The following is a 23,647-nucleotide window of genomic DNA, read 5'->3' on the forward strand; positions in this document are numbered from 1 at the left end:
CTTCTGATGAAGGGTATCGCGAATGAAGAAGATGCTTACCTCGCTGATGGCCGTGACCGGCCTGGCGCTTGCGGGCTGTGCTCCCATGGTGGCGCATACCGAGGGGCTGGCAGGGATGCCCAGCACCTTGATGCCAAGAACCACCACCTACAACGATCTGATCAATCTCCCGCCACCAGCCGGGCGAATTCCCGTCGCCATCTACGATTTCCGGGACCAGACAGGCCAGTACCGACCGGCTCCGGCCAGTACCTTCTCCACGGCAGTGACCCAGGGAGGGGCGGCCATGCTGAGTGCCGCTCTCTCCGACTCCGGCTGGTTCATTCCTCTGGAGCGTGTCGGCCTGCAGAACCTGCTCACGGAACGCAAGATCATCCGGGCCAATCTGGAGAGAACCGGCCAGGGGGATATTGAGGCATTGCAGGCAGCCAACCTGCTTTTCGAAGGCGGCATCATCGCCTTTGATTCCAATGTCAGGACAGGTGGCTCTGGGGCAGAGTACTTCGGTATCGGGGCATCGGGTCAGTATCAGGTCGACCAGGTGACCGTGAATCTGCGCGCAGTGGATATCACCACCGGCCAGGTCATCGCCAACGTCAATACCAGCAAGACGATCTACTCTCGCGAGCTTCGAGCGGGCGTCTATCGCTTCATCGATTTCAGTCGATTGCTGGAAATGGAGACAGGCTATACCAACAATGAGCCAGTCCAGCTAGCCGTGATGTCGGCCATCGAGGCCGCTGTCATTCACCTGATTGCTCAAGGGGTGGAGCGCCAGCTATGGGCCTTGGCAGACCCGGCGGACATGCAGAAGTCGGAACTGATGAGTTATCTCCAGGCGCCCACGCCAATGCTGTAACGCGAGCGAAGACACTCGACATCCGGCTGGCTCTTCTGTAATGAAAGGCACCCTCTATAGGGTGCCTTTTTTATATATCATTGAACATATTGATACGATTGAGAAAAACAACACCTGACATTACATGAGATTAAAGTGAATTTCTGAAGTATTAATAGTCTGAGTCTTCGCGAAGCGAGCCACCTCATCATTCTGTTGGGAATGACACCATTATTACTCACTAACTCCCTCCTCAAGATTGACGATAAAAGACAGTCTCTTCTCACTCTCATAACCCTCAAAACAGCTGATGGCACCAGCTCCTGTAAAGATCAATAGTAAGTCCATCAGTAACGTGATCAAAACAGGTCGATACCATGAGTCTGGATAGCAAGCCGCGACAGAGATTATCTCAGGCAGGATTATTATTCGCAGCTTCCACCTTCAGCTTGCTTGCCATGGCGGGCGACCTGGCGATCCGTTCAGAACTGGAGTCATCCCGCTCCGTCGCCGACATTGCTCAGTATGGCTTCCGCAATGAGGCAACTCTCTCTCAACATGGATTGGCCAACGTCTCGATGATCGCCCAGCAAGGCGTCATGAATACGGCGATCAGTGTGCAGCAGGGAAGCGGAAACAGTGCCTATATCCTGCAAGATGGCACCCTGAATGAGGCAAACATACTCCAGCAAGGACAGGGTCATGATGCCTTGATCGCGCAACAGGGCATCTCCCAGTCCGCGCTGATTCAGCAGACCGGACTGGGGGGAGGCGCGATGCTGCTTCAACAGGGCAGCAGTCAGGTGCCCGTCAGCATCATCCAGCATGCACGCGGCCGTATGCAGGTCCAGGTCATTCAACAATGAACCTGATTGAGTTCATCACGCTCTCGAGTGCATGCGCTGAAAATGAACAGACGAGAATAAAACGCCGGAAAAAAAGGCATCGAATTCAATGGGAATGTCACCTTCAACGCTGGACTGATGACATCACCAACCTCTGACATCACGGCGCTGAAGTACGGCGCCAACCGAGCAGTATCGGCATGATCTCCGTCATGCCATGGGGACGCATCACACGTAATACATAATAAAAAACAGAAGACACCAATATCAATACAAGGGAACTTACCATGAAGATTCAAATCAGCCTTCTCGCTGCTGCCATCGCCATCTCTTCTCACGCCATGGCAGACAACAACACGTCGGATGTCGACCAGACCGGCTTCATGAACAAGGCCAAGGTAGGTCAGACGTCTCGAGATGGCGGCTCGCTCAACAGCTCACATGACAGTGATATTGACCAGACAGGGGCTTTCAACAAGGCCAACACCTATCAGAACGGCGTCAATCATACGATTCGCGTCAATCAGCTGGGGGGTGCCAACAAGGTAAAATCACAGCAGTACAGCAGCACCAACACCGGTATCGTCAATCAGACGGGTGCCTACAATTCTGTTGACCTGAACCAGAAGAGCTACAAGCACCTCACCCGCGTCACCCAGGATGGTTTTGCCAACCACTCTGAATCCTGGCAGGGTGCCAGCGGCTCGCCGGCAGGGCGTGAAAATACTCTGGTCGTGACACAGACAGGGGTATTCAATGATTCCATGGCCACTCAGCAAGGCAGTTATGCGATTGCCCGGGTGTCCCAGACCGGCTACCAGCACGCCTCGGATGTGATGCAGACCGGTGAGTACAACCGTGCACGTGTCACTCAGGAAGGACGCTTCAACAACTCCACGGTTTCACAGACCGGTGAACTGGGCCTTGCCGTCGTGACCCAGACCGGCTCACGTATCGATTCAACCGTCACCCAGGCCGGTGCAAATCAAGTCGCACGAGTCACTCAGGACGGCAGCTCCCATGACTCGCTCGTCAATCAGAGCAATGCGAACAACACTGCGCGGGTGACTCAGTCAGACATGCTGCAGTACTCCGACATCAGCCAGACGGGAAGCGAGAATCTGGCCATCAACAGTCAGAGCGGATATTCCAACTACGCCATCGTCGAGCAAGGTGGTACCAACAGTGACTCTCTGATCACCCAGACTGGCTACAACGATCACGCCCGCGTCCAACAGACTGGCTCTGGCCACAGCTCCGAAGTCCTTCAGCAGGCAGGTGGCATCCTGAGCTTCGTCGCCAACCGTGCTCACGTCGTGCAGTCCGGTGCGATGAACACCGCCAGCGTGACCCAGACCGGCGGTGGCAACGTGGCGAGCGTGATGCAGTACTGATCACGCCCAGCCAAGATGTCTTACAGAACCCCGCGCAAGCGGGGTTTTTCATTTTTAAGCTCTGGTGATGCCATCAAAGGAAAAGGCCGCCGACACGAATGTCAGCGGCCTTCCAGTATCAGCTGCGAAATGATTATCGCGATGGCGGGTTACTTCTTTTCCAGTGTCACGGACTGTTCCGGGAAAGACTGGCGATAGGTCGAGAGGCTCTCATCCACCATCTTGCGACCCTGGGCGACCTGCTTGTTGCCACTGGTGATACGGCCCTTGCCTTTCTTGATCTGCTTGTTGCCCTTTTCGATCAAGGCCTGGCCCTTGCGAATATTGGCTTCTCCGTCATCGACGAGATCTTCACCACTGACGATCTGTTTCTCACCTGCCGCGACCAGTGATTTGCCCTCTTCCCACTGGTCGGCCAGTTGATCGCGCACCTGGGCGACAGCCTTGGCTTCCTCTGCCTGCCCCCGCATCAGATCCGCCGTGGAAGGCTGACTTGAGCAACCGGCGAGCAGTGCAAGGCTGATGGCGACGGCAGCGGTAGGTGCAAGATTATGACGCATGGTATTTCCTTATCTGATGCAGAGTTCTCAAATGCAGATCGGGGATTCGTGCAAGCATTTGCCAAAAATGAAAGGAGCATGACGATCACTCGCCATGCTCCTTTCAGCATGTCGTTGGGCTCAGTGCAGTCTAAGCTGCTCGCGGATCAAGCGTGCCAACGTTACGTTAGCGTTGGGCGCTGTCGTGTCGATATGGATCAGTTGACCATGCTCCTCAGGAGCGAACGGCTCACGATTGGCCAATTGCTTGTCCAGCACCTCAAGCCCCGCCTCGGACGCCTCGCCACTACGCTGACTGCGCTTGACGATGCGCCTGCGCAGCGTCTCCTCATCGGCCTCGAAGCTGATCATCAGCACGGGCAGGCCACGGGCTTCTGCCTCGTGACGCAGACGATCACGCTGTGATTTCTTCAGGCAGGTGGCATCGATGCAGACGGGGATTCCCGATTCCAGCAGGGTGGCTGACAGATTCGACAGCCGCTCGTAGGTCGCATGCGTCGCCTGCGGCGTATAGATGCCACCATTGAGACCCGAGCCGGTGTCGGCATCCGCGGCAAAGCCATACAGACGCTTGCGCTCGACATCGCTGCGGATGCGTACACCCCCCAGCTCACGCACCATTTCTTCGGTGAAGCGACTCTTGCCGCTACCGGAGACCCCCACGCCGATGATCATGTACGGGAAGCGGATCTCGCTGTAGCGCTCCGCCAGCTCGATATAGCGCTCATACTCCGCCATCACGTCGAGGCGATCCGCGTCACTCAACTCCGGCTGGTGATAGCGAATCATCGCGACCTTGGCCCGAATCAGCGCGCGATAGATCTTGTAGTACGGCAGCAGACGCACCAGCGAGTAATCACCCGAAAGCTCCAGGTAACGATTCAGGGCGTGATGGGCGAAGGCCGGCTCATCGCGGGCTTCCAGATCCATCACCAGGAAGGCCAGATCACAGCCGACATCGTTCCAGCGCAGCTCTTCATTGAACTCGATACCATCAAAGAGCAAGGCTCGGCCTTCGTGACGTACGGCGTTGCCCAGATGGATGTCGCCATGGGTCTCGCGCACGAAGCCTTCCTGCCAACGACGCTCGAATTCCGGTTGGAGACGCTGGAAGGTCTCTTCCGTCCACTCCTGCAACAGCGCCAGACGCTTGAGCGCAGCCTCCTCTTCGAGGCGCGGACGAATCAACGTGAACTCATTGTCGATGGTACGGCTGACCATCTGCGGGCTGCCAAGATCACTGTCACCCTGGATGCGTTCAGCCTGCTCGTGGAAGGCCACCAGCTGATCGACCAGGTCGTCCAGCAGCTCCAGCGACAGCTCACCGCTGGCCTGCAAGGCGCTGAACAGGTGCCGGTTGGAGAACTGACGCATCTTCACCGCATACTCGAAGACGGCACTCTCATCATTGATGCGTGGCGCCTCCGGCGTACCGGAAATCGGCACGGTATCCAGATAGAGCGTCGGTGCCAGACGGCGATTGAGGCGCACCTCCTGTTCACACAGGTGCTTGCGACGCTCCAGCGTGGAGAAATCCAGGAAGCTGCCGAAATCCAGCGGCTTCTTGATCTTGTAGGCGTAGTCGCCGGTCAGCACGATCCACGAGATGTGCGTCTCGTGCACTTCGATATCCTTCACGGGGTGATCGAAGCAATCGGCGGTGTGAAGGGCTCGAATCAGGGCCTGGCTCAAGGTCATCTCCGCTAAGGCAAGCTGGCTATAGGGTCATTAGCGCAATCGCTATCGTTGGCGGCAAGTGTACCGGATGGCGGCCCGCCCGGCAGCCTGCCGAGCGGGTCGATACCGGCTTCTACCGTCTGACCGACTCAGGCCGAGGCTGCCATCTGCGCAAAGACGCGCTCGGCAGCCTCCAGAGTGGCCTGGATATCCTCGTCGCTGTGGGCGGCGGACATGAAACCTGCCTCATAGGCTGACGGCGCCAGATAGACTCCCTCTGCCAGCATGCCGTTGAAGAAGGTCGCGAAGTCTTCCTGGCGACAACGCGTGGCGGACTGGAAATCGGTGACCGCGGACTGATCCGTGAAGAACAGTCCGAACATGCCACCTGCCCGCTGGGTGATCGCGGCGATGCCGGCGGCCTTGGCACGACTCTCCAGGCCGTCACACAGCATCTCGACCTTGCGGGTCAGCTCGGCATGGAAGCCCGGTGCCTGGAGCTTGCGCAGCAGCGCGACCCCGGCAGCCATCGCCAGCGGATTGCCGGCCAGGGTGCCCGCCTGGTAGACGGGGCCCAGCGGCGAGAGATGATGCATGATCTCGCGCTTGCCACCGAAGGCGCCCACCGGCATGCCGCCGCCGACGATCTTGCCCAGGCAGGTCAGGTCCGGCGTGATGTTGTAATGCGCCTGAGCGCCACCCAGCGCGACACGGAAGCCCGTCATCACCTCATCGAGGATCAGCACGCTGCCATGGGCATCACACACTTCACGCAGGCTCTCCAGGAAGCCCGGCACCGGCGGAATGCAATTCATGTTGCCGGCCACCGGCTCCACGATGATGCAGGCGATCTGATCACCCAGCTCGGCGAAGCAGCGACGCACACCTTCGGCATCGTTGTAGTCCAGCGTGATGGTGTGCTCGGCGAGCGAGGCCGGCACGCCCGGGGAGCTGGGCTCGCCATGGGTCAATGCACCTGAGCCGGCCTTGACCAGCAGCGAGTCCGAGTGGCCATGGTAGTTGCCTTCGAACTTGACGATCTTGTCGCGACCGGTGAAACCACGCGCCAGGCGGATCGCCGACATGGTGGCTTCGGTGCCGGAGTTGGTCATGCGCACCATGTCGAGACTTGGCAGCATCTCGCAGATCAGCTCGGCCATCTCGGATTCGATCTCGGTGGGCGCACCGAAGGACAGACCGCTCTCGAGTCGCTCACGCACGGCGTTGAGCACGTCTTCATCGGCATGGCCGGTGATCATCGGTCCCCAGGAACCGACGTAATCGATATAGCGCTTGTCTTCGACATCGAAGAGATAGGCGGCCTTGGCATGATCGATGAACACCGGCGGACGATGCAGTCCCTTGAAGGCGCGAACCGGCGAATTGACGCCACCGGGAATGTGACGGCTGGCGCGTTCGAACTGGGCAGCGGACGTGGTCATGACATACCTCTTGAGGGACACGGTGCGGCACGACGGCCGCGAAAAATGGGAAAGAGTCGTTGATGACTCAAGACGGTGTGGATAAACGAGACATCGCGTTATCCACAACTGCCGAGGATGGGAGCACCCAGCCGCGAGACATCAGCCGTTGTGGATAACCTGATGCGCTTGATGGCGACAGCTTAACGCGACTCACGGGCAGGATGCAGCCGCGGCAGTGCCTGGAAGCCGGCATGAAAGGAGCAGGACCGCTAGCGCCAGGGCAGCTGCTGGGCTCCGGGCGCAAGGCCTTTGAGCTCGCGCTCCCGGCCAGCGACCAGACTCTGCCAGGTCGCCTGCTGTGCCTCACGCCATGCCGGTTCCAGCGACATGCCACGAGCCAGGCGCACGGCCAGATGCGAGGCGAGAGTGCAGCCACTGCCATGGAAGCTGCCCGGCAGCCGCGGACAGTCCAGAGACAGCCTGCGATGCTCGCGACGATAGAGACGATGGGTGACGGATGGCTCAGAGAGCGAGGCGTCATCGTGATCCAGGGGGTCAGTCCCGGTGACCAGCACGGCGCCTGCACCTTCCATCAGCAAGCGCTCGGCGAGCTCATTCTCGCCGGCACCCGCAGGACAGGCTGCCAGACGCGCAAGCTCGCCACGATTGGGCGTGATGACATCCACCCGCGCCAGCAGCGTTTCGCGCGCCTGCTGGATCAGCGCTTCACTGGAGAGCTCATGACCTCCGCCGGCCTTGAGCACCGGGTCCCATACCACCGGAAGCCCGGGCCAGTGCTGGCGAAGTTCATCGATCAGCGTGACCGTCGCCATCAGCGCTTCGTGACTGGCGAGAAGCCCGATCTTGAGCGCCCGAGGCCGAAAATCATCGAGCAGGGCATGTGCCATCGCCAGAATCGACTCGCCCGACTGTGGGATCACGGCGCTGACATTGCAGGAATTCTGTACCGTCAGCGCCGTCGGCACCGTCAGCGCCCAGCCACCACCGGCCCGAATCGCCTCACTGTCGGCGATCAGACCCGCGCCGCCGCTGGGATCATGGCCCGCCAGCACCAGAACACAGGGCAGTCTTGCTGGGCACTCAGTCATGGCAGCGCTGGCTCTCAGAACGGTTTGACGATGACGCAGATGACGATCACCACCAGCATCAGTACCGGCACTTCATTGAAGAAGCGGAAGTAGCGTGAGGTTCGCTTGCAGGTATCGGCAGCGAACTGCTTCAGGTACAGCCCACAGGCATGGTGATAGCCGACCAGCAGCACGACCATGGCCAGCTTGAGGTGCATCCAGCCCATGCTCATGAAGCTCGGCACCAGTGCCAGCAGCCAGATGCCCAGCACCAGGGTCGCGATCATCGACGGCATCATGATGCCGCGGTAGAGCTTGCGCTCCATGGTCTTGAAGTACTCGATGGCCTTGATGTCGCCGGCATCACGCGCCTGGGCGTGATAGACGTAAAGACGCGGAAGATAGAACAGGGCGGCAAACCAGCACACCACGGCAATCAGATGGAACGCCTTGATCCACAGATACATGGGGAAACTCCGTCAGTCAGGGGCGGAAGATACAAGGAAAGGGGCAGTGTCACTCAACTCGACAGGCCGACAAGGTGCCATGTTCGCAGCGCCGGGCACATGCGGTATCCGGTCACATCCCGAAGCCCTGCCGGATGTCGAGCGCCGATACCGACGACCTGAACCACGCTCGGGTCGAGATCGCCCCTTTCACGGCTTGTATCGATAGTAGCTCTCTATTGCATCACGCGTGATGATACCTGAAATCTTGCGAATCATCGGGGCCGTGGTGTGCTCCACATAGAGCGCATCGACATTACTCGGCAGCAGCCGCTCATAGGCTTCCGACAGCGTTGCCTGCAGATGGATCGGGGCGAGATCCAGACGCTGGGCTGGAATCTCGAGCAGGTCGAGCGCTTCCTGCTCTCGCCAGTGCTCATCCATCAACACCCTCACCAGATCCGCCGCCGGCAGCGCCACCATCGGCTTTTCCGGCGTCGAACGCGTGACCACCAGCCAGACAGGCTTGCTCTCGAGCAGGGCGCGGGCACGCTCACGAGTGATGCGCCGCGGCACGCTGACCACGGAGCGCTCCATCACCGCCGGCACCGCGACTCGGGAAAGCGCCTGCATCAAGGGTTGCTGAAGCGGGTGCAAGCCCTGCGCCGTCAGCGTCGAGATGAAGAATCCCTGGCAATGGCACAGCTGGCGGCAGGTCAGCCCCGCCACTACCACGGCCAGCATGCCGGGCAGGATGATATTGGGAGAATGCGTCAGTTCGAGCAGTGCCATCAGCGCCGCCAGCGGAGCCTGAAGCACTGCCCCCATCATCGCCGCCATGCCGAGCAGGGCGTAGAGCGCGATGTCCGAGGCCTGGTCCGGCAAGATCCAGCCGCCCAGCATGCCCATCAGGGCACCCGCGGCAGCACCGGCCACCACGACGGGGCCGATGATGCCGATGGGCACTCCACAGGCGACGCATATCGCCGACAGCATCAGCTTGCCGATGACCAGCGCCAGCAGCACATCCAGCGCCAGCTGACCGTCGAGCAGCTGGGCGAGGCTGTCATAGCCGATTCCCTGCACCTGCGGGTACCACCAGGCCACGGCGGCCGTCGAGAGCCCCACCAGTGCCATCCGTCCTGACCATGTCAGACGCGCGGCACGCTCCTGCTGCCGGGCCAGGTGAACGAAACCTCCCGCCAGCAGCCCGATCACCAGTGCCGTGATCACGACCCAGGGGAGATCCAGCAGCGAGTGCAATAGCAGAGAAGGCACCGCGAACGCCGGTTCGGCGCCATAGACGAGCTGCGAGACGACCGCACCCGCGGTCGAAGCCAGAATCACCGGCATGAAGCCTGTCAGGGTGTACTCCATCATCACCACTTCCATGGCGAAGATGACACCGGCGATCGGCGTATTGAATGAGGCGGAAATTCCCGCTGCCGTGCCACAGGCAACCAGCACTCGCAGACTGTTGTTGGGCAGCTTGAGACGCTCCCCGACCCAGCTGGAAGCGCCAGCCCCGAGGTGGATGGCCGGTCCTTCACGTCCGGCGGACAGGCCACCCAGCACGCTCACGACCCCGACCACGATCTGGTTGAGCCAGGCACGCAGCGGCATCTTGCCCTGATGGTAGGTCAGGCGTTCGATGACATGACCGATGCCAAGCTTGCGCTGAGCAGGATGCTGACGACCGAGCACGATGCCGATCACCAGCACGGCCAGCAAGGGCAATGACGCGCGCACCCAGGGCGCCAGGCCCTCGAAGTTTTCCGGGCTGTCATCCGGCATGAAGCCGAGTGCCCCCGCGCTCAGCAACAGTCGGAAACCGACCATCAACGAGCCGGTCAGCAGGCCAGCGATCAGTCCCAGCAGACACAGCTGGGGAAGGGCATCGACCGCCGCCAGCTTGCGCCGGAAATTGTCGAGACTGGGACGAGGCAGATGCGGGCGCGACAGGCGTGACACTCACGACTCCTTGAAAGGCACTGACGATGACGATGAACATCCATGTCGGCAGCACATTACTGCCCGCCTGACACCTGTGTATCATATCGATTGCGCACCGTCGCGACCGTGCACAATCCGACAACCTCGGCACAGCATGGCGCAACGCCTGTCTCGCGCACAGGCCGCAAAAGGTCGCATCAGCAAGCCGGACACACGAGTCACATTCGTATCAACAGGACACCGCTCGAAAGCGGGGAGGCAGCATGATCAAGGTAGGTATCGTCGGCGGCACCGGTTACACCGGAGTGGAGCTCCTCAGGTTGCTGGCCAGCCACCCGCAGGTGGAAGTGACCGTGATCACCTCACGCAGCGAGAAGGGCGTGCGTGTCGACGAGATGTACCCCAATCTGCGCGGCCACTATGACACCCTCGCGTTCAGCGAGCCGGATGCCGAGGTGCTGGCAGCCTGTGACGCCGTGTTCTTCGCCACGCCGCATGGCGTCGCTCATGCGCTGGCCGGCGACCTTCTGGCCCGTGGCACTCGTGTGATCGACCTGTCCGCGGACTTCCGCATCAAGGACGCCGACGTCTGGGCCGAATGGTATGGCCAGCCGCATGGTGCACCGGAACTGCTCGGCGAAGCCGTCTACGGCCTGCCGGAAGTCAATCGCGACGCCATCCGTGAAGCCCGTCTGATCGCGGTGCCGGGCTGCTACCCGACCTCCGTGCAACTGGGACTCATTCCGCTGCTGGAAGCCGGCCTGATCGAGACCGACAACATCATCGCCGACTGCAAGTCCGCCGTTTCCGGGGCCGGTCGCGGTGCCAAGGTCGGCTCGCTGCTGTGTGAAGCCGGCGAATCCATGAAGGCCTACGGCGCCTCCGGTCACCGTCACCTGCCGGAAATCACCCAGGGGCTGGACATGGCAGCAGGCAGCGCGGTCGGCCTCACCTTCGTCCCGCACCTGACGCCGATGATCCGTGGCATCCACTCCACTCTCTATCCGCGCCTGAGCGGCTTCAGCGGTACGCTGGAAGATCTGCAGGCGCTGTTCGAGCAGCGTTACGCCGATCACCCCGCCGTCGATGTCATGCCGCTGGGCAGCCATCCGGAGACGCGCAGCGTGCGTGGCACCAACCTGTGCCGCATCGCCCTGCATCGTCCGGGCAATGGCGACACCCTGGTCGTGCTGTCGGTGATCGACAATCTGGTCAAGGGCGCATCAGGTCAGGCCATCCAGAACCTCAACCTGATGTTCGGCCTGGATGAGATGACCGGCATCGGGGCGCCGGCGATGATGCCCTGAGCCGCCAGCGTCGCCAGCAAGGCAGCACGTCAGACAAAGTTGACCCTTTTGCTCGGATATAGGGATAATAGGCAGCATTCCGTTCTCTATACCGTGCCGGGCGCTGTTTTCAGCGCCCGGCCTCCGACTCCTTCGAGGAGGCCCGCATGAGCGAAGCACAAAGCTTCATCCCCACGCCGCTGTATCTATCCGAGAGCGCCAAGGCCCGGATCGCTGCGCTGCGCGCGGAAGAAGCCAACCCGGAGCTGCGTCTCAGGGTCTACGTCACTGGCGGTGGTTGTTCCGGCTTCCAGTACGGTTTCGATATCGCCACCGACATGGCTGAGGACGACACCGTGGTCGAGCTGGGCGAAGCCGCGGTCGTGATCGACCCGCTGTCCTACCAGTATCTGGTCGGCTCGACGATCGACTACGAGGAAGGTCTGGCCGGGGCGCGTTTCCTGATCCAGAACCCGAATGCCACCAGCACCTGTGGCTGTGGTTCGTCCTTCATGGTCTGACGGCGCAGCATGACATCCGGCGCGATGCCGCCACCTGATCGCCCCCTATCGGTTTCCGATAGGGGGCGATTTTTTTTCGCCATCTCAGCAGGTTGCGAATGCCAACCCGCCGCACGGCGGCGCTCGCAGACTTGACGGGATCTTGTGCTCTCGTCACTCTAAAAACGCACTACATCCTAAAATCTAAATATAAAGAGGCATGTAAAATGCGTAGATCCCACCTGCTGGCCTCGCTGTCCGGTCTCGCGGCCGCCACCCTGATGGCCAGTGCCGCCCATGCCGTCACCCTCAAGGCCGCGACTGACCCGAGCTTCGTGCCTTTCGAGATGCTCGATCAGGAAAGCGGCAAGATGGTCGGCTTCGATATCGACATCCTCAACGCCATCGGTGAGCGCGCCGGTTTCGATATCGACCTCAAGACCATGGACTTCAATGGCATCATCCCGGCCGTACAGACCGGCAGCGTCGATGTCGCCATCGCCGGCATCACCATCACCGAGGCCCGCGAGAAGATCGTCGACTTCACCGACCCTTATTACGACTCCGGCCTGCGGATCCTGACCGCGGCCAACAATGGCGACATCGAGGGCTTCGAGGGGCTGGAAGGCAAGAAGATCGGCACCAAGATCGGCTCCACCAGCTATGACTACCTCACCGCCAATCTGGAAGACTCCACCATCACGCCCTATCCCGGCAGCGCCGACATGTACATGGCACTGATGTCCGGCAGCGTCGATGCCGTCTTCTATGACGCTCCCAATGTCGGCTACTTCGCCAAGACCAAGGGCAACGGTCGCGTGAAGACAGTGGGCCCGCTCTATGAAGGTCAGCAGTACGGCATCGCCTTCACCGAGGGCAGTGAGTGGACCGACGCCGCCAACAAGGCACTGGCCGAGATGAAGTCCGATGGCAGCTACGCCGAGATCTATCAGAAGTGGTTCGGCGCCCTGCCGAGCGACAGCGAATAACGCCATCCTCGCCAGAGTTCTCTGACGCCTTCTTCACCACGAACCATGATTTCTGCCATCCGGACGCCACGGCATGCCAATGGCCGTGGCGTCTGTCCTGACGAGCTCCCCCTCACCATGTCCTGAGGCGCGAGATGATGGTGCCAAGGAGCCCCACGTGGACGTTCAATTCCAGTTTGACTGGCAGGCGGCGATTTCCTCCGTGCCGTACCTGCTCGAGGGGATCCCCTGGACCCTCGCCATTTCCTTCGGTGGCCTGGCCATCGGCTTCGTGCTCGGCATCCTGTTCGGCCTGCTGAGCCTCTCCCCCAGCCGGATACTGCGCTGGGTCGCCACCGCCTACATCGAGATCTTCCGCGGCACGCCCGTGCTGGTGCAGGTCCTGTTCATCTTCTATGGTCTGCCGCAGATCATCGGGGGTCCCATCGATGCCCTGACCGCCGGTATCGCTGCCATCGCGCTCAATTCCGCGGCCTATATCTCCGAGATCGTGCGTGGTGGCGTGCAGTCCATCGCCCGCGGGCAACGCGAGGCCGGACTGTCACTGGGCCTTTCCACCCCCCAGACCTTCCGCTACATCATCTGGCCACAGGCACTGCGTCGCATGATCCCGGCGCTCGGCAATCAGGGGATCGTGTCCATCAAGGACACCTCGCTGTTCTCGGTGATCGGTGTCGGTGAGCTGGTCCGTCAGGGCCAGATCTACATTGCCACCACCTTCAACGCGCTGGAAACCTACTTCATGGTCGCCATGCTCTACCTCGTCATCACGCTGAGCCTGTCCTTCGGGCTACGGATGCTGGAGCGTCGCGGACTGGTGGGCCAATGATCTCTACCGTGCTTTCCCACCAGGCGACAACCGCGCTGACACCCTCTTCCTCTTTCCCGATCAGCCAGCCCTTCGCGCCGGCCAGGAGCGCCTGATGACCGCCATCGTGAACATGCAAAAGATCAACAAGCACTTCGGCAGCCTGCATGTGCTCAAGGACATCGATCTCGAGGTCGCCCAGGGGGAAGTGGTGGTGATCATCGGCGCCAGTGGTTCCGGCAAGTCGACGCTGATCCGCTGCGTGAATGGCCTCGAGGAGTTCCAGGGCGGCAGCATCGAAGTGGACGGACAGTCCTTGATCCCCCACGGCAAGAGCCACCGAGCGCTGAAGACGATTCGCACCGAAGTCGGCATGGTCTTCCAGCAGTTCAATCTCTTTCCGCACATGAAGGTACGTGACAACGTCAGCCTGGCCCCCATCAAGGTGCGCGGCAGTGACCGGGCGACCGCCGAGCGACAGGCCGACACGCTGCTCGAGCGGGTCAATATTCTCGAGCAGGCCGACAAGTACCCCGGCCAGCTGTCAGGCGGCCAGCAGCAACGCGTCGCCATCGCCCGCTCACTGGCGATGGAACCCCGCTTGATGCTGTTCGATGAGCCCACCTCCGCACTGGACCCCGAGATGATCGGGGAGGTGCTGGACGTGATGCGTGAGCTGGCACGCGACGGCATGACGATGATGATCGTCACGCATGAGATGAGCTTCGCGCGTGAAGTCGCGGATCGCGTCGTCTTCGTCCACCAGGGCAGCATCGTCGAGGAAGGCACTCCGAGCGAGGTCTTCGACACCCCTCGTCATCCGCGCACCCAGAGCTTCCTGGCACGCGTCCTCAAGCACTGACTCCCCCCGCTACCACCTCTTGAGAGAGGCCAAGCCCCGACCGTCAGGTCGGGGCTTTTTTTTGCCCGAATGCCACGCAGTGAAGAGGCAATTCCTGGCCAGTCCAGAGCATCACCTGGCGATAGACGTGTCTGTTGTGGCCCGAATGACGGGATTTCTGGCATTCGAAATGAAGTTTTTCGATCTCGACTGACGATTTCGCGCTTTTTTCATGCAATGAAATCAGATGATTCGCCCCGCCTTGGCTGCCTCTCACGTCACGCCCCCAGCCTCGCTGTGGCTCTCGATTCACTTCATCAGTCGCCGAAGGACCCGTCTTTCACACCGCATGTCCTGACGCGAAAGGCGCTCGAGACATCGCCTGCAAGGGGCCGTGGCTGGTGATAACACACGCCTGATATCAGCCCATGAGTCGTCTGGCCGGCCAGGCACCGGTATGCAAGCCTCAATCACGCCAACAACTATCCACAGCAGTATCATCGTATCTCTCAGGGCACCACTGCTGGGCAGCGTAGCCATCCACTCACGGCTTATCCCCGTACTATCTACAGAGTTGGCGTGTCGAGGTGAAGACGATTTGCCTCTGTGGACATTTTGCGGCATCATCCGCGGCCTTCTGTACGTTAGCCCTTGCAGCACTAGGGGTTGTGGGTAAACTGGCCACTTGTGCACAGCAGGGCAGAAAAGTCCGGTACCAGCACGGTATGAAAACGAGGATAACTGGGCTTGTGGACAAGGCGGTGTTTCATCCACAGGAAGCCACCGGTGGCGTCCTCAGGTAGCACGCATTTTCTCCCCAACTATATCAACATCGTAAGATACTGATTTTTAAGAAATAAAGTCGATTTCCCACTGATTTTGTCCACAACAGTAGTTACAACATCAACAGAACCCCTTTTTCTTTTTTTTATATAATCTTGTTATCCGGAAACCCGAAGGACGTTCGGACACCCCGAAAGACCGGGTTCGAGGAAGCTCACTTCCCGAGGTGTTCGGGATAACGAACGGCAAGACGATCCGACCCAGTCCTCGGGAAAATCCCCTACGCCACACACACTCGACACGGGCTCGACTCACTGTCGTGATTGATGCCCTGAGAGAAACATCCGCGAGTCCACTGCATGGCACGTCCTGCCATGGCACTGTGGAAAACTCCTGACGCTTACCCACAGGCGGTTTATACTGTGCGGCCCGAACGTCATTCGATTGGCTTGCAGGCTCCCCATCGGGTCGAGCTCATGCCGTCTGCGGCGCCTTGTCTTCGCCATGACGTTCGTCAGTCCCGGATTCATCCAGACATCGAGTCATCGTCGTGTCTGGCCGATTTGCCTGATTCGCCACCATGCGAACAGCGCTTCATCCAAGTTTCGTGATACCCCGAGGTGCCAACGTGGATTACCCGAACCGCTTTGACGTGATCGTCATCGGCGGCGGTCATGCCGGTACGGAAGCCGCACTGGCGGCTGCCCGCATGGGCCGTCAGACCCTGCTGCTGACCCATAACATCGAGACCCTGGGGCAGATGTCCTGCAATCCCGCCATCGGTGGGATCGGCAAGAGCCATCTGGTCAAGGAGATCGATGCGCTGGGCGGTGCCATGGGCCTGGCAACCGACATGGCGGGTATCCAGTTCCGCACGCTGAATGCCCGCAAGGGCCCGGCGGTACGTGCCACTCGAGCACAGGCCGACCGGGCGCTGTACAAGGCGGCGATTCGCAACGTGCTGGAGAACCAGCCGAACCTGACGCTGTTCCAGCAGGGTGCGGAAGACCTGATCGTCGAAGGCGAGACCGTACGGGGTGTCGTCACCCAGACCGGCATCCGTTTCCACGCCACCACGGTGGTGCTGGCGACCGGGACCTTCCTCGGTGGCGTGATTCATATCGGCCTGGATCACCATGCCGGTGGACGTGCCGGGGATCCGCCCGCCAATGGCCTGGCGTCACGTCTGCGCGAGCTGCCATTCCGGGTTGATCGGCTCAAGACCGGTACCCCGCCGCGCATCGATGCCAAGAGCGTCGATTTCAGCAAGATGGAAGCTCAGCCGGGTGACGCACCGCGCCCGGTGATGTCCTACATGGGCAGTCGGGAAATGCATCCGGAGCAGGTCAACTGCTTCATCACGCATACCAACGAGCGCACTCACGAGATCATCTTCGCCAATCTCGATCGCTCGCCGATGTACTCCGGCGTCATCGATGGCATCGGGCCGCGTTACTGCCCGTCCATCGAGGACAAGGTGCATCGCTTCGCCGACAAGAACAGCCACCAGGTCTTCATCGAGCCGGAAGGCCTGAATACCCACGAGCTGTACCCCAATGGCATCTCCACCTCGCTGCCCTTCGATACGCAGCTCGAGGTGGTACGCTCGATTCGTGGCATGGAAAACGCGCACATCACGCGTCCCGGCTACGCCATCGAATACGATTTCTTCAATCCCCAGGATCTGCATCACTCCCTGGAGACGCGTTTCATCAAGAATCTGTACTTCGCCGGTCAGATCAACGGCACCACCGGCTATGAAGAAGCCGGTGCCCAGGGCCTGCTGGCAGGCGTCAACGCCGCCTTGCGCGCCACTGACGACGAGGCCTGGCATCCACTGCGCGACGAGGCCTACACCGGCGTGATGGTCGATGACCTGATCACCCTCGGCACTCGCGAGCCGTATCGCATGTTCACCTCACGTGCCGAATATCGTCTGCTGCTGCGCGAGGACAATGCGGATCTGCGTCTGACTGCCAAGGGCCGCGAACTCGGCTTGATCGATGACGCGCGCTGGGCGGCGTTCGAACAGAAGCGCGAAGCGATCGAGCGCGAGACCGCTCGTCTGCAAAGCACCTGGCTGACGCCGAAGAGCCCGGAGCTGGCCCCGCTGAGCGACAAGCTCAGCTCACCGCTCAAGCGTGAAGCCAGCCTGATGGAGCTGCTCAAGCGTCCGGAGCTCGAGTATCCGGATGTGGCAGGCCTGAAAGGGGAAGGAGTCGACGACTGGCGCATCGCCGAGCAGGTGCAGATCACCGCCAAGTACGCGGGCTACATCCAGCGTCAGCAGGAAGAGATCGACCGCCTGCGTCGTCATGAGCACACCGAATTGCCGGCCAGTCTCGATTACGACTCCGTCGATGGCCTGTCCAACGAGATCAAGCAGAAGCTCAATGAAGCGCGCCCGGCGACGCTTGCCCAAGCAGGCCGCATTTCCGGTGTCACGCCAGCAGCGGTTTCCATCCTGTTGATTCACTTGAAGAAACGGCAGTTGATCAAGGCGGAGACTCCAGCAGATACCGATACGGCTGACACGGGAGTCGCGCAATGAGTCAGACGCTCAACGAGACGCAGCGTGCGCGTTGCGCCCAGTTGCTCAGTCGCGGTGCCAGCGCCATGGGAGTGGCGCTGAGTGATGAGCAGCATGCGCAGCTGATGACGCTGCTGGTGCTGTTGCACAAGTGGAATCGCGCCTATAACCTCACCGCGGTACGTGAGCCGGAGGCGATGGTGACGCGCCATCTGCTGGATAGCCTCAGCGTGCTGCCCCACATCAGCGGGCCACGCCTGCTGGACGTCGGTGCCGGCCCGGGCCTGCCGAGTCTCGTGATCGCGATCATGCGTCCCGACATCGCTGTCGTACCGCTGGATTCCAATGGCAAGAAGGTGCGTTTCCAGATTCAGGCCGGCCACGAGCTGGGCCTGAACAACCTGAGCCCGACTCAGGTGCGTATCGAAGCCTATGATGGCGCGCCCTTCGAGCAGATCATCTCGCGGGCCTTCGCCGATACTGACGCCTTCGTCAATCTGTCAGGCGCCGTACTGGCAGAAGGCGGCGAATGGCTGGCGATGAAAGGTCGCATCCCCAATGACGAGATCGCACGGTTGCCGGCGGGTGTCTCGCTGGTCGAGACGCTCAGACTGTGTGTCCCGGGAGAAGAAGGTGAACGTCACCTTCTGCGCTTGAAACGCGACTGACCGCTCGTCTCGCGGCGCGTGCAGGGATTGTGCCGGGCGCAAAAGGCAGGCAGCCTGAGGCTCTGGGAGGGCAGATCCATGATCTGCCCTCGTGAGCATGCGGCTGGTGCCAAAGGCCCCGCTTCTCAAGGAACCAAGGAAGTCGCTCGTGACCAAGATCATCGCGCTGACCAACCAGAAAGGTGGTGTCGGCAAGACCACGACAGCCGTCAATCTCGCCGCTTCGCTGGCGGCGCTCGATCGCCGCATATTGCTGATCGACCTCGACCCCCAGGGCCACGCCACCATGGGCAGTGGCATCGACAAGCATGACCTGGAAGGCAGCGTGCTGGACGTGCTGCTGGGTGAACTGCGGGCCAGCGACGTGATTCTCGACTGCCCGGATGCCGGCTATGCCCTGTTGCCGGGCAATGGCGATCTCACGGCCGCCGAAGTCGACCTGCTGGATGTCGAAGGGCGCGAGCGGCGTCTTGCCGAGGCACTCGCCCCGATCGCCTCGGAATACGACGTGGTGCTGATCGACTGCCCGCCCTCGCTCAACATGCTGACCGTCAATGCCCTGACCGCCGCCCATGGTGTCCTGATTCCCCTTCAGTGCGAGTTCTATGCTCTGGAAGGCCTGTCAGCGCTGCTGGATACCGTCGAGCAGATACAGGGCAACGTGAATCCGGCCCTCGACGTGTTCGGGATCGTGCGCACCATGTACGACGCCCGCAACAGTCTGACCCGCGATGTCAGCAAGCAACTTTCCGATTACTTTGGCGATACCCTGATCAAGGCCACCATTCCACGCAACGTGCGGGTGGCCGAAGCGCCGAGCCATGGTCTGCCGGTCACCAAGTACGCGCGTCTGTCGCGTGGCAGCCAGGCCTATCGCGTGCTCGCCAAGGAATTGATTCGTCGTCTCTCGCTGTAACTTCACCGAGGAAGGTCCATGACGCGTAAGCGTGCCCTGGGAAGGGGCCTGGATGCCCTGATCGGCGCTGGCAATCGCCGCCGCCATGCCGAATCTGATGCCGAAGGCGCCCTGCCGGCGGCCACGACTGACGCCTTGTCGCCCGACGGCGGGAATGCCGCTGGTGGTGCGACGGATACCGGGGCCGAGGCAGCCGTGCTGTCCGGCGAGCGCCTCGAGCGCCTGCCACTGGGGCAGTTGCAACGTGGCAAGTACCAGCCGCGGCGTGACATCCAGCCGGAAGCGCTGGAAGAACTGGCGGATTCCATTCGCGCCCAGGGGGTCATGCAGCCCATCGTGGTGCGGCCCATCGCGGAAGGACGTTACGAGATCATCGCGGGTGAACGGCGGTGGCGGGCGTCCCAGCTGGCGGAGCTGGACACCATTCCGGCCGTCATCCGGGAAGGCATCAGTGACGAGATCGCGCTGGCTCTGGCGCTGATCGAGAACATCCAGCGCGAGAATCTCAATCCGGTCGAAGAGGCCATGGCGCTCAAGCGCCTGCTCGACGAGTTCGAACTGACTCAGCAGCAGGTCGGGGATGCCGTCGGTCGCTCACGTGCGCAAGTGGCCAACCTGTTGCGTCTGCTGACGCTGGACCAGGAAGTGCAGACACTGCTGGAACGCGGTGAGCTGGACATGGGCCATGCCCGTACCCTGATCGGGCTCAGTCCTGCACGTCAGCGCAAGCTGGCTCATGAGGTGGTCGAGCGTGAGCTGACCGTGCGCCAGACGGAAGCGCTGGTGAAAAGCGTGCAGAAAGGGGAGCAGACCAAGCCTTCCGCACCCAGGCCAGATGCGGACATCCAGCGCCTGGAGACCCGGCTGTCAGAGCAGTTGGGGGCGGCGGTCAATATCCGTCATGGCAAGAGCGGCAAGGGCAAGGTCACCATCTCCTATACCAGCCTGGATGAGCTGGATGGCATTCTCGGTCATATCCACTAGGCATGGCGTGCCTTCGGTGCAGGTGATCGGCTGACATCGAGCCTTTCCGTGCTTCTCTGGTCGTTTTCGTGGCCCTGTGACGCATTGTCGCAGGGCCATGAAGTGCGTTTCTCTGACCGGAGCGGCAAGATCGTCTTGACGGCGGGTTGTGATAGGCGCAACCCTACGTCGCCTGCATCGCAAGCGACTGTCAACGTAAGCCAACTGTCATCTGTTTCACGCAAGATGGTGAGGCTTTGGTCGTAAGCTTGCGAAAGATCAAGGAATTTAGCCGGCAGTTTGGTTGATGGCGATGCGGCGCTCCCCTATAATCCGGCGAGTTTGCTCCCCGGCTGCAGGATGCGCAGTGACAGGGATTGGCGAGAGTCATCACTGCGATGGACAGGTTCACGATGCACAAGACGACACCCGCTGCCTTGCGACGCCCTCAGGTCGCGCGACTTCTCTGGGGCCAGGCGCTGGTGATTCTGTGTGCCGTACTCCTGTCCTGGGTGAGCAAGGGAAGCGGCGCGGCATTGTCTGCCCTGTGTGGTGGCCTGGTCTGCCTGCTGCCCAACCTGTTCTTTGCCTGGCGTTCATTGCGCGTGACGGGTGCACGTTACGCCCAGGCGATGGTCAAGGCCTTCTATCAGGCTGAGGCCGGTAAGTTCGGTTTGACGGCCGTATTGTTTGCATTCTTCTTCATTGCAGTGCCGCCCTCAAACCCCGCTTTATTTTTTTGCGCTTACGTGGCGGCAATGGCGGTTCACTGGCTGGGCCCCTGGCTGGTGAAGCGAACACCGTACACACGAACCTGAGGCAGAGTAATGGCAGGCACCAACCCGAGTCCCTCCGAATATATTCAGCACCACCTGCAGAATCTGACGTTCGGTAACCACCCCGAACACGGGTGGTCCATGGCGCACAGTGCCCAGGAAGCCTCCGACATGGGCTTCTGGGCCATCCATCTGGACACCATGGGCTGGTCCATCGGGCTGGGTCTGATCTTCCTGTGCCTGTTCCGCAAGGTCGCCAAGTCCGCGACCACCGGCGTGCCGAGTGGTCTGCAGAACTTCGTCGAGCTGATGGTCGAGTTCGTCGATCAGTCCGTCAAGGAGACCTTCCACGGTCGTTCCCGCTTGATCGCGCCGCTGTCGCTGACGATCTTCTGCTGGATCTTCCTGATGAACCTGATGGACCTGGTCCCCGTCGACTGGCTGCCGGGCGTTGCTGCCAAGGTTGGCGAGATGTTCGGCGCCGATCCGGCTCACGTGTTCTTCAAGGTGGTACCGTCCACCGACATCAACGCCACACTGGGCATGTCACTGTCCGTGTTCGCGCTGATCATCTTCTACTCCATTCGCGTCAAGGGCCTCAAGGGCTTCGTGGCCGAACTGACGCTGCACCCGTTCAATACCCCGAACAAGCTGGCACAGATCGCGCTGATTCCGGTCAACTTCCTGCTTGAATTCGTGACGCTGATCGCCAAGCCGATCTCTCTGGCGCTGCGTCTGTTCGGTAACATGTATGCAGGCGAGTTGATCTTCATTCTGATCTCGCTGGTCGGTATCTGGCAGCTGCCGCTCCACTTCCCGTGGGCAGTCTTCCATATCCTGGTCATCACCTTGCAGGCATTCATCTTCATGATGCTGACCATCGTCTATCTGAGCATGGCCAGCGAAGATCACTGATGTACCCGCCCCGTGCCATTCGTGGCGCGGGGCAAGATTTCCGAGCTCTGCTCACACCCTCAACCCTTGACTTAAACTTGACTAAAACTGGAGTTCCACAATGGAAGCACAAGTTCTTGGCATGACCGCTATCGCCGTCTCCCTGCTGATCGGTCTGGGCGCCCTGGGCACCGCCATCGGTTTCGGTATCCTCGGTGGCAAGTTCCTGGAAGGCGCCGCGCGTCAGCCGGAAATGATCCCGCAGCTGCAGGTCAAGATGTTCATCGTCGCTGGTCTGCTGGATGCCGTGACCATGATCGGTGTCGGTATCGCGCTGTTCTTCACCTTCGCCAACCCGTTTGTCGGTTAAACATCGGCTGGCCACAGGCCAACCGTGTTTATGACCCAACAATCGTGAAGCGAGAGGTGCTGGCGTGAATCTGAACTTAACCCTGATTGGTCAGGCCATCGCCTTTGCGGTCTTCGTTTTCTTCTGCATGAAGTATGTCTGGCCGCCGGTCACACAGGCTCTGGCAGAACGTCAGAAGAAGATTGCAGATGGTCTGGATGCTGCCAGCCGTGCTACCCGTGACCTCGAACTGGCGCAGGAAAAAGCCAGCGAGACACTGCGGGAAAGCAAGGAAGAAGCAGCAAGCATCATTGAGCAGGCGCACAAGCGTTCCAACCAGATGATCGAGGAAGCTCGTGAAGCTGCCCGTGCCGAAGGCGAGCGTATGGTCGCTCAGGCGCGCGCAGAGATTACCCAGGAGATCAACCAGGCCAAGGACGAGCTCCGTGGTCAGGTCGCATCTCTGGCAGTGATCGGTGCAGAGCGCATCCTGGAATCCTCCATCGACGAAGCCAAGCACCGCGAGCTGATTGACAAACTCGCTGCTGAGCTCTGAGGAGACTGATTCCATGGCTGAAACGTCTACCTCCACCGCGGCTCGCCCGTACGCCAAGGCGGCGTTCGAGTTTGCACGCGGCCAGCAGGCGCTAGAGGCCTGGTCCGGAATGTTGTCGACAGCGGCGAACGTCGCTGTCGACGCGACCGTCAAGGCGGTGCTCGACAACCCGAAGCTCTCTACCGAGCACAAGGTCGACACCTTCATTGACGTGTGCGGCGACGCGTTGGACGACAACGCACGCAACTTCATCCGGACTCTCGGTGAGCAGGACCGCCTCGCGGCCCTGCCCTCCGTGGCCGAATTGTTCGAGGCCCAGAAGGCCGAGCAGGAACAGCGTGTCGAGGTGACCCTGGTGTCCGCCTTTGCACTGGAAAGCGAGCAGGAAGAGAAGCTCGCCACCGCCCTGCGCAAGCGTCTGAACCGCGACATCTCCATTACCACTCAGGTGGATAGTACGCTGCTCGGCGGCGTCATCATCCGTGCCGGAGATACCGTCATTGACGGCTCCGTGCGCGGCAAGCTGGCCCGGCTTTCCGAAGCACTGAACTCCTGAGTCCGAG

Annotated in this window: 23 protein-coding genes; 17 read left to right on the forward strand and 6 right to left on the reverse strand. The window is 60.8% G+C overall.

All coding sequences use genetic code 11. The features are described 5' to 3' along the window. Window positions 1-22: 22 nt before the first annotated feature. The 3 genes from OW493_RS07850 to OW493_RS07860 all read left to right on the forward strand — a co-directional run bounded on the left by OW493_RS07850 (window position 23) and on the right by OW493_RS07860 (window position 3,077). Entirely contained in the window at window positions 23-859 is an 837-nt protein-coding gene (locus OW493_RS07850; protein WP_077379767.1) for a CsgG/HfaB family protein, read from the forward strand. 356 nt (window positions 860-1,215) lie between these two features. After that, complete coding sequence (locus OW493_RS07855) at window positions 1,216-1,704, forward strand: hypothetical protein (protein WP_136939501.1); 489 nt, start codon at window positions 1,216-1,218, stop codon at window positions 1,702-1,704. A gap of 266 nt (window positions 1,705-1,970) precedes the next feature. After that, window positions 1,971-3,077 carry a hypothetical protein gene (locus tag OW493_RS07860; protein WP_084209559.1) on the forward strand — a complete coding sequence of 369 codons (1,107 nt, stop codon included), beginning with the start codon at window positions 1,971-1,973 and terminating at the stop codon, window positions 3,075-3,077. 149 nt (window positions 3,078-3,226) lie between these two features. On the opposite strand, the gene OW493_RS07865 is transcribed toward OW493_RS07860, so the two are convergent. From OW493_RS07865 to OW493_RS07890, 6 genes are all read right to left on the reverse strand, one after another. Continuing rightward, window positions 3,227-3,637 (reverse strand): hypothetical protein, encoded by a 411-nt coding sequence (locus tag OW493_RS07865; RefSeq protein ID WP_077379774.1) that lies wholly within the window; start codon window positions 3,635-3,637, stop codon window positions 3,227-3,229. 120 nt (window positions 3,638-3,757) lie between these two features. Further along, a complete protein-coding gene (locus OW493_RS07870) occupies window positions 3,758-5,335 on the reverse strand; it encodes a bifunctional aminoglycoside phosphotransferase/ATP-binding protein (protein ID WP_240499628.1) in 1,578 nt (525 codons plus the stop codon). A 128-nt stretch (window positions 5,336-5,463) separates the two neighbouring features. Next, window positions 5,464-6,756 (reverse strand): glutamate-1-semialdehyde 2,1-aminomutase, encoded by a 1,293-nt coding sequence (gene hemL / locus OW493_RS07875; protein ID WP_077379776.1) that lies wholly within the window; start codon window positions 6,754-6,756, stop codon window positions 5,464-5,466. 251 nt (window positions 6,757-7,007) lie between these two features. Next, complete coding sequence (locus tag OW493_RS07880; RefSeq protein ID WP_289863786.1) at window positions 7,008-7,847, reverse strand: hydroxymethylpyrimidine/phosphomethylpyrimidine kinase; 840 nt, start codon at window positions 7,845-7,847, stop codon at window positions 7,008-7,010. A gap of 14 nt (window positions 7,848-7,861) precedes the next feature. After that, on the reverse strand, window positions 7,862-8,293 hold the full coding sequence (hemJ, locus tag OW493_RS07885; RefSeq protein ID WP_084209561.1) for a protoporphyrinogen oxidase HemJ: 432 nt from the start codon (window positions 8,291-8,293) through the stop codon (window positions 7,862-7,864). 189 nt (window positions 8,294-8,482) lie between these two features. After that, window positions 8,483-10,234, reverse strand: a complete 1,752-nt coding sequence (locus OW493_RS07890; RefSeq protein WP_103751499.1) for a chloride channel protein — start codon at window positions 10,232-10,234, stop codon at window positions 8,483-8,485. A 254-nt stretch (window positions 10,235-10,488) separates the two neighbouring features. Between OW493_RS07890 and argC the strand changes: the two genes are divergently transcribed. From argC to OW493_RS07960, 14 genes are all read left to right on the forward strand, one after another. Continuing rightward, window positions 10,489-11,532 (forward strand): N-acetyl-gamma-glutamyl-phosphate reductase, encoded by a 1,044-nt coding sequence (argC, locus tag OW493_RS07895; RefSeq protein ID WP_077379784.1) that lies wholly within the window; start codon window positions 10,489-10,491, stop codon window positions 11,530-11,532. A 146-nt stretch (window positions 11,533-11,678) separates the two neighbouring features. Next, entirely contained in the window at window positions 11,679-12,032 is a 354-nt protein-coding gene (gene erpA / locus OW493_RS07900; protein WP_077379786.1) for an iron-sulfur cluster insertion protein ErpA, read from the forward strand. 260 nt (window positions 12,033-12,292) lie between these two features. Then, window positions 12,293-13,000 (forward strand): transporter substrate-binding domain-containing protein, encoded by a 708-nt coding sequence (locus OW493_RS07905; protein ID WP_289863831.1) that lies wholly within the window; start codon window positions 12,293-12,295, stop codon window positions 12,998-13,000. A gap of 157 nt (window positions 13,001-13,157) precedes the next feature. After that, window positions 13,158-13,829, forward strand: coding sequence for an amino acid ABC transporter permease (locus OW493_RS07910; RefSeq protein WP_077379791.1), 672 nt, complete (start codon window positions 13,158-13,160; stop codon window positions 13,827-13,829). 94 nt (window positions 13,830-13,923) lie between these two features. Then, a complete protein-coding gene (locus OW493_RS07915) occupies window positions 13,924-14,670 on the forward strand; it encodes an amino acid ABC transporter ATP-binding protein (protein WP_077379793.1) in 747 nt (248 codons plus the stop codon). A 1,390-nt stretch (window positions 14,671-16,060) separates the two neighbouring features. After that, entirely contained in the window at window positions 16,061-17,983 is a 1,923-nt protein-coding gene (gene mnmG, locus OW493_RS07920; protein WP_077379795.1) for a tRNA uridine-5-carboxymethylaminomethyl(34) synthesis enzyme MnmG, read from the forward strand. After that, the gene (gene rsmG, locus OW493_RS07925; protein ID WP_077379797.1) at window positions 17,980-18,630 is read left to right on the forward strand and encodes a 16S rRNA (guanine(527)-N(7))-methyltransferase RsmG; all 651 of its coding nucleotides are present in this window, start codon (window positions 17,980-17,982) and stop codon (window positions 18,628-18,630) included. Before mnmG ends, rsmG begins: the two co-directional genes overlap by 4 nt. 148 nt (window positions 18,631-18,778) lie before the next feature. Next, window positions 18,779-19,546 (forward strand): ParA family protein, encoded by a 768-nt coding sequence (locus OW493_RS07930; protein WP_289863787.1) that lies wholly within the window; start codon window positions 18,779-18,781, stop codon window positions 19,544-19,546. Window positions 19,547-19,564: 18 nt separating this feature from the next. Continuing rightward, window positions 19,565-20,530: a ParB/RepB/Spo0J family partition protein gene (locus OW493_RS07935; RefSeq protein WP_084209564.1), complete on the forward strand. Its 966-nt coding sequence runs from the start codon at window positions 19,565-19,567 to the stop codon at window positions 20,528-20,530. 392 nt (window positions 20,531-20,922) lie between these two features. After that, on the forward strand, window positions 20,923-21,327 hold the full coding sequence (locus OW493_RS07940; RefSeq protein ID WP_077380014.1) for an ATP synthase subunit I: 405 nt from the start codon (window positions 20,923-20,925) through the stop codon (window positions 21,325-21,327). A 9-nt stretch (window positions 21,328-21,336) separates the two neighbouring features. Further along, window positions 21,337-22,200, forward strand: a complete 864-nt coding sequence (atpB, locus tag OW493_RS07945; RefSeq protein ID WP_077379803.1) for a F0F1 ATP synthase subunit A — start codon at window positions 21,337-21,339, stop codon at window positions 22,198-22,200. A gap of 100 nt (window positions 22,201-22,300) precedes the next feature. Continuing rightward, the gene (gene atpE / locus OW493_RS07950; RefSeq protein WP_011508579.1) at window positions 22,301-22,549 is read left to right on the forward strand and encodes a F0F1 ATP synthase subunit C; all 249 of its coding nucleotides are present in this window, start codon (window positions 22,301-22,303) and stop codon (window positions 22,547-22,549) included. A gap of 64 nt (window positions 22,550-22,613) precedes the next feature. Further along, complete coding sequence (locus tag OW493_RS07955) at window positions 22,614-23,084, forward strand: F0F1 ATP synthase subunit B (RefSeq protein WP_065392628.1); 471 nt, start codon at window positions 22,614-22,616, stop codon at window positions 23,082-23,084. Between the two features lie 13 nt (window positions 23,085-23,097). Continuing rightward, the gene (locus OW493_RS07960) at window positions 23,098-23,640 is read left to right on the forward strand and encodes a F0F1 ATP synthase subunit delta (RefSeq protein WP_077379805.1); all 543 of its coding nucleotides are present in this window, start codon (window positions 23,098-23,100) and stop codon (window positions 23,638-23,640) included. Window positions 23,641-23,647 lie beyond the last annotated feature (7 nt).

Source organism: Cobetia sp. 14N.309.X.WAT.E.A4, assembly GCF_030397495.1.
GTDB lineage: Bacteria > Pseudomonadota > Gammaproteobacteria > Pseudomonadales > Halomonadaceae > Cobetia > Cobetia marina.

Excerpts from the sequence above, each read along its gene's own strand:
- OW493_RS07850 (WP_077379767.1), top strand. The coding sequence starts at position 23 with ATGAAGAAGATGCTTACCTCGCTGATGGCCGTGACCGGCCTGGCGCTT.
- OW493_RS07855 (WP_136939501.1), top strand. The coding sequence starts at position 1,216 with ATGAGTCTGGATAGCAAGCCGCGACAGAGATTATCTCAGGCAGGATTA.
- OW493_RS07860 (WP_084209559.1), top strand. The coding sequence starts at position 1,971 with ATGAAGATTCAAATCAGCCTTCTCGCTGCTGCCATCGCCATCTCTTCT.
- OW493_RS07865 (WP_077379774.1), bottom strand. The coding sequence starts at position 3,637 with ATGCGTCATAATCTTGCACCTACCGCTGCCGTCGCCATCAGCCTTGCA.
- OW493_RS07870 (WP_240499628.1), bottom strand. The coding sequence starts at position 5,335 with ATGACCTTGAGCCAGGCCCTGATTCGAGCCCTTCACACCGCCGATTGC.
- hemL (WP_077379776.1), bottom strand. The coding sequence starts at position 6,756 with ATGACCACGTCCGCTGCCCAGTTCGAACGCGCCAGCCGTCACATTCCC.
- OW493_RS07880 (WP_289863786.1), bottom strand. The coding sequence starts at position 7,847 with ATGACTGAGTGCCCAGCAAGACTGCCCTGTGTTCTGGTGCTGGCGGGC.
- hemJ (WP_084209561.1), bottom strand. The coding sequence starts at position 8,293 with ATGTATCTGTGGATCAAGGCGTTCCATCTGATTGCCGTGGTGTGCTGG.
- argC (WP_077379784.1), top strand. The coding sequence starts at position 10,489 with ATGATCAAGGTAGGTATCGTCGGCGGCACCGGTTACACCGGAGTGGAG.
- erpA (WP_077379786.1), top strand. The coding sequence starts at position 11,679 with ATGAGCGAAGCACAAAGCTTCATCCCCACGCCGCTGTATCTATCCGAG.
- OW493_RS07905 (WP_289863831.1), top strand. The coding sequence starts at position 12,293 with ATGGCCAGTGCCGCCCATGCCGTCACCCTCAAGGCCGCGACTGACCCG.
- OW493_RS07915 (WP_077379793.1), top strand. The coding sequence starts at position 13,924 with ATGACCGCCATCGTGAACATGCAAAAGATCAACAAGCACTTCGGCAGC.
- rsmG (WP_077379797.1), top strand. The coding sequence starts at position 17,980 with ATGAGTCAGACGCTCAACGAGACGCAGCGTGCGCGTTGCGCCCAGTTG.
- OW493_RS07935 (WP_084209564.1), top strand. The coding sequence starts at position 19,565 with ATGACGCGTAAGCGTGCCCTGGGAAGGGGCCTGGATGCCCTGATCGGC.
- OW493_RS07940 (WP_077380014.1), top strand. The coding sequence starts at position 20,923 with ATGCACAAGACGACACCCGCTGCCTTGCGACGCCCTCAGGTCGCGCGA.
- atpB (WP_077379803.1), top strand. The coding sequence starts at position 21,337 with ATGGCAGGCACCAACCCGAGTCCCTCCGAATATATTCAGCACCACCTG.
- atpE (WP_011508579.1), top strand. The coding sequence starts at position 22,301 with ATGGAAGCACAAGTTCTTGGCATGACCGCTATCGCCGTCTCCCTGCTG.
- OW493_RS07960 (WP_077379805.1), top strand. The coding sequence starts at position 23,098 with ATGGCTGAAACGTCTACCTCCACCGCGGCTCGCCCGTACGCCAAGGCG.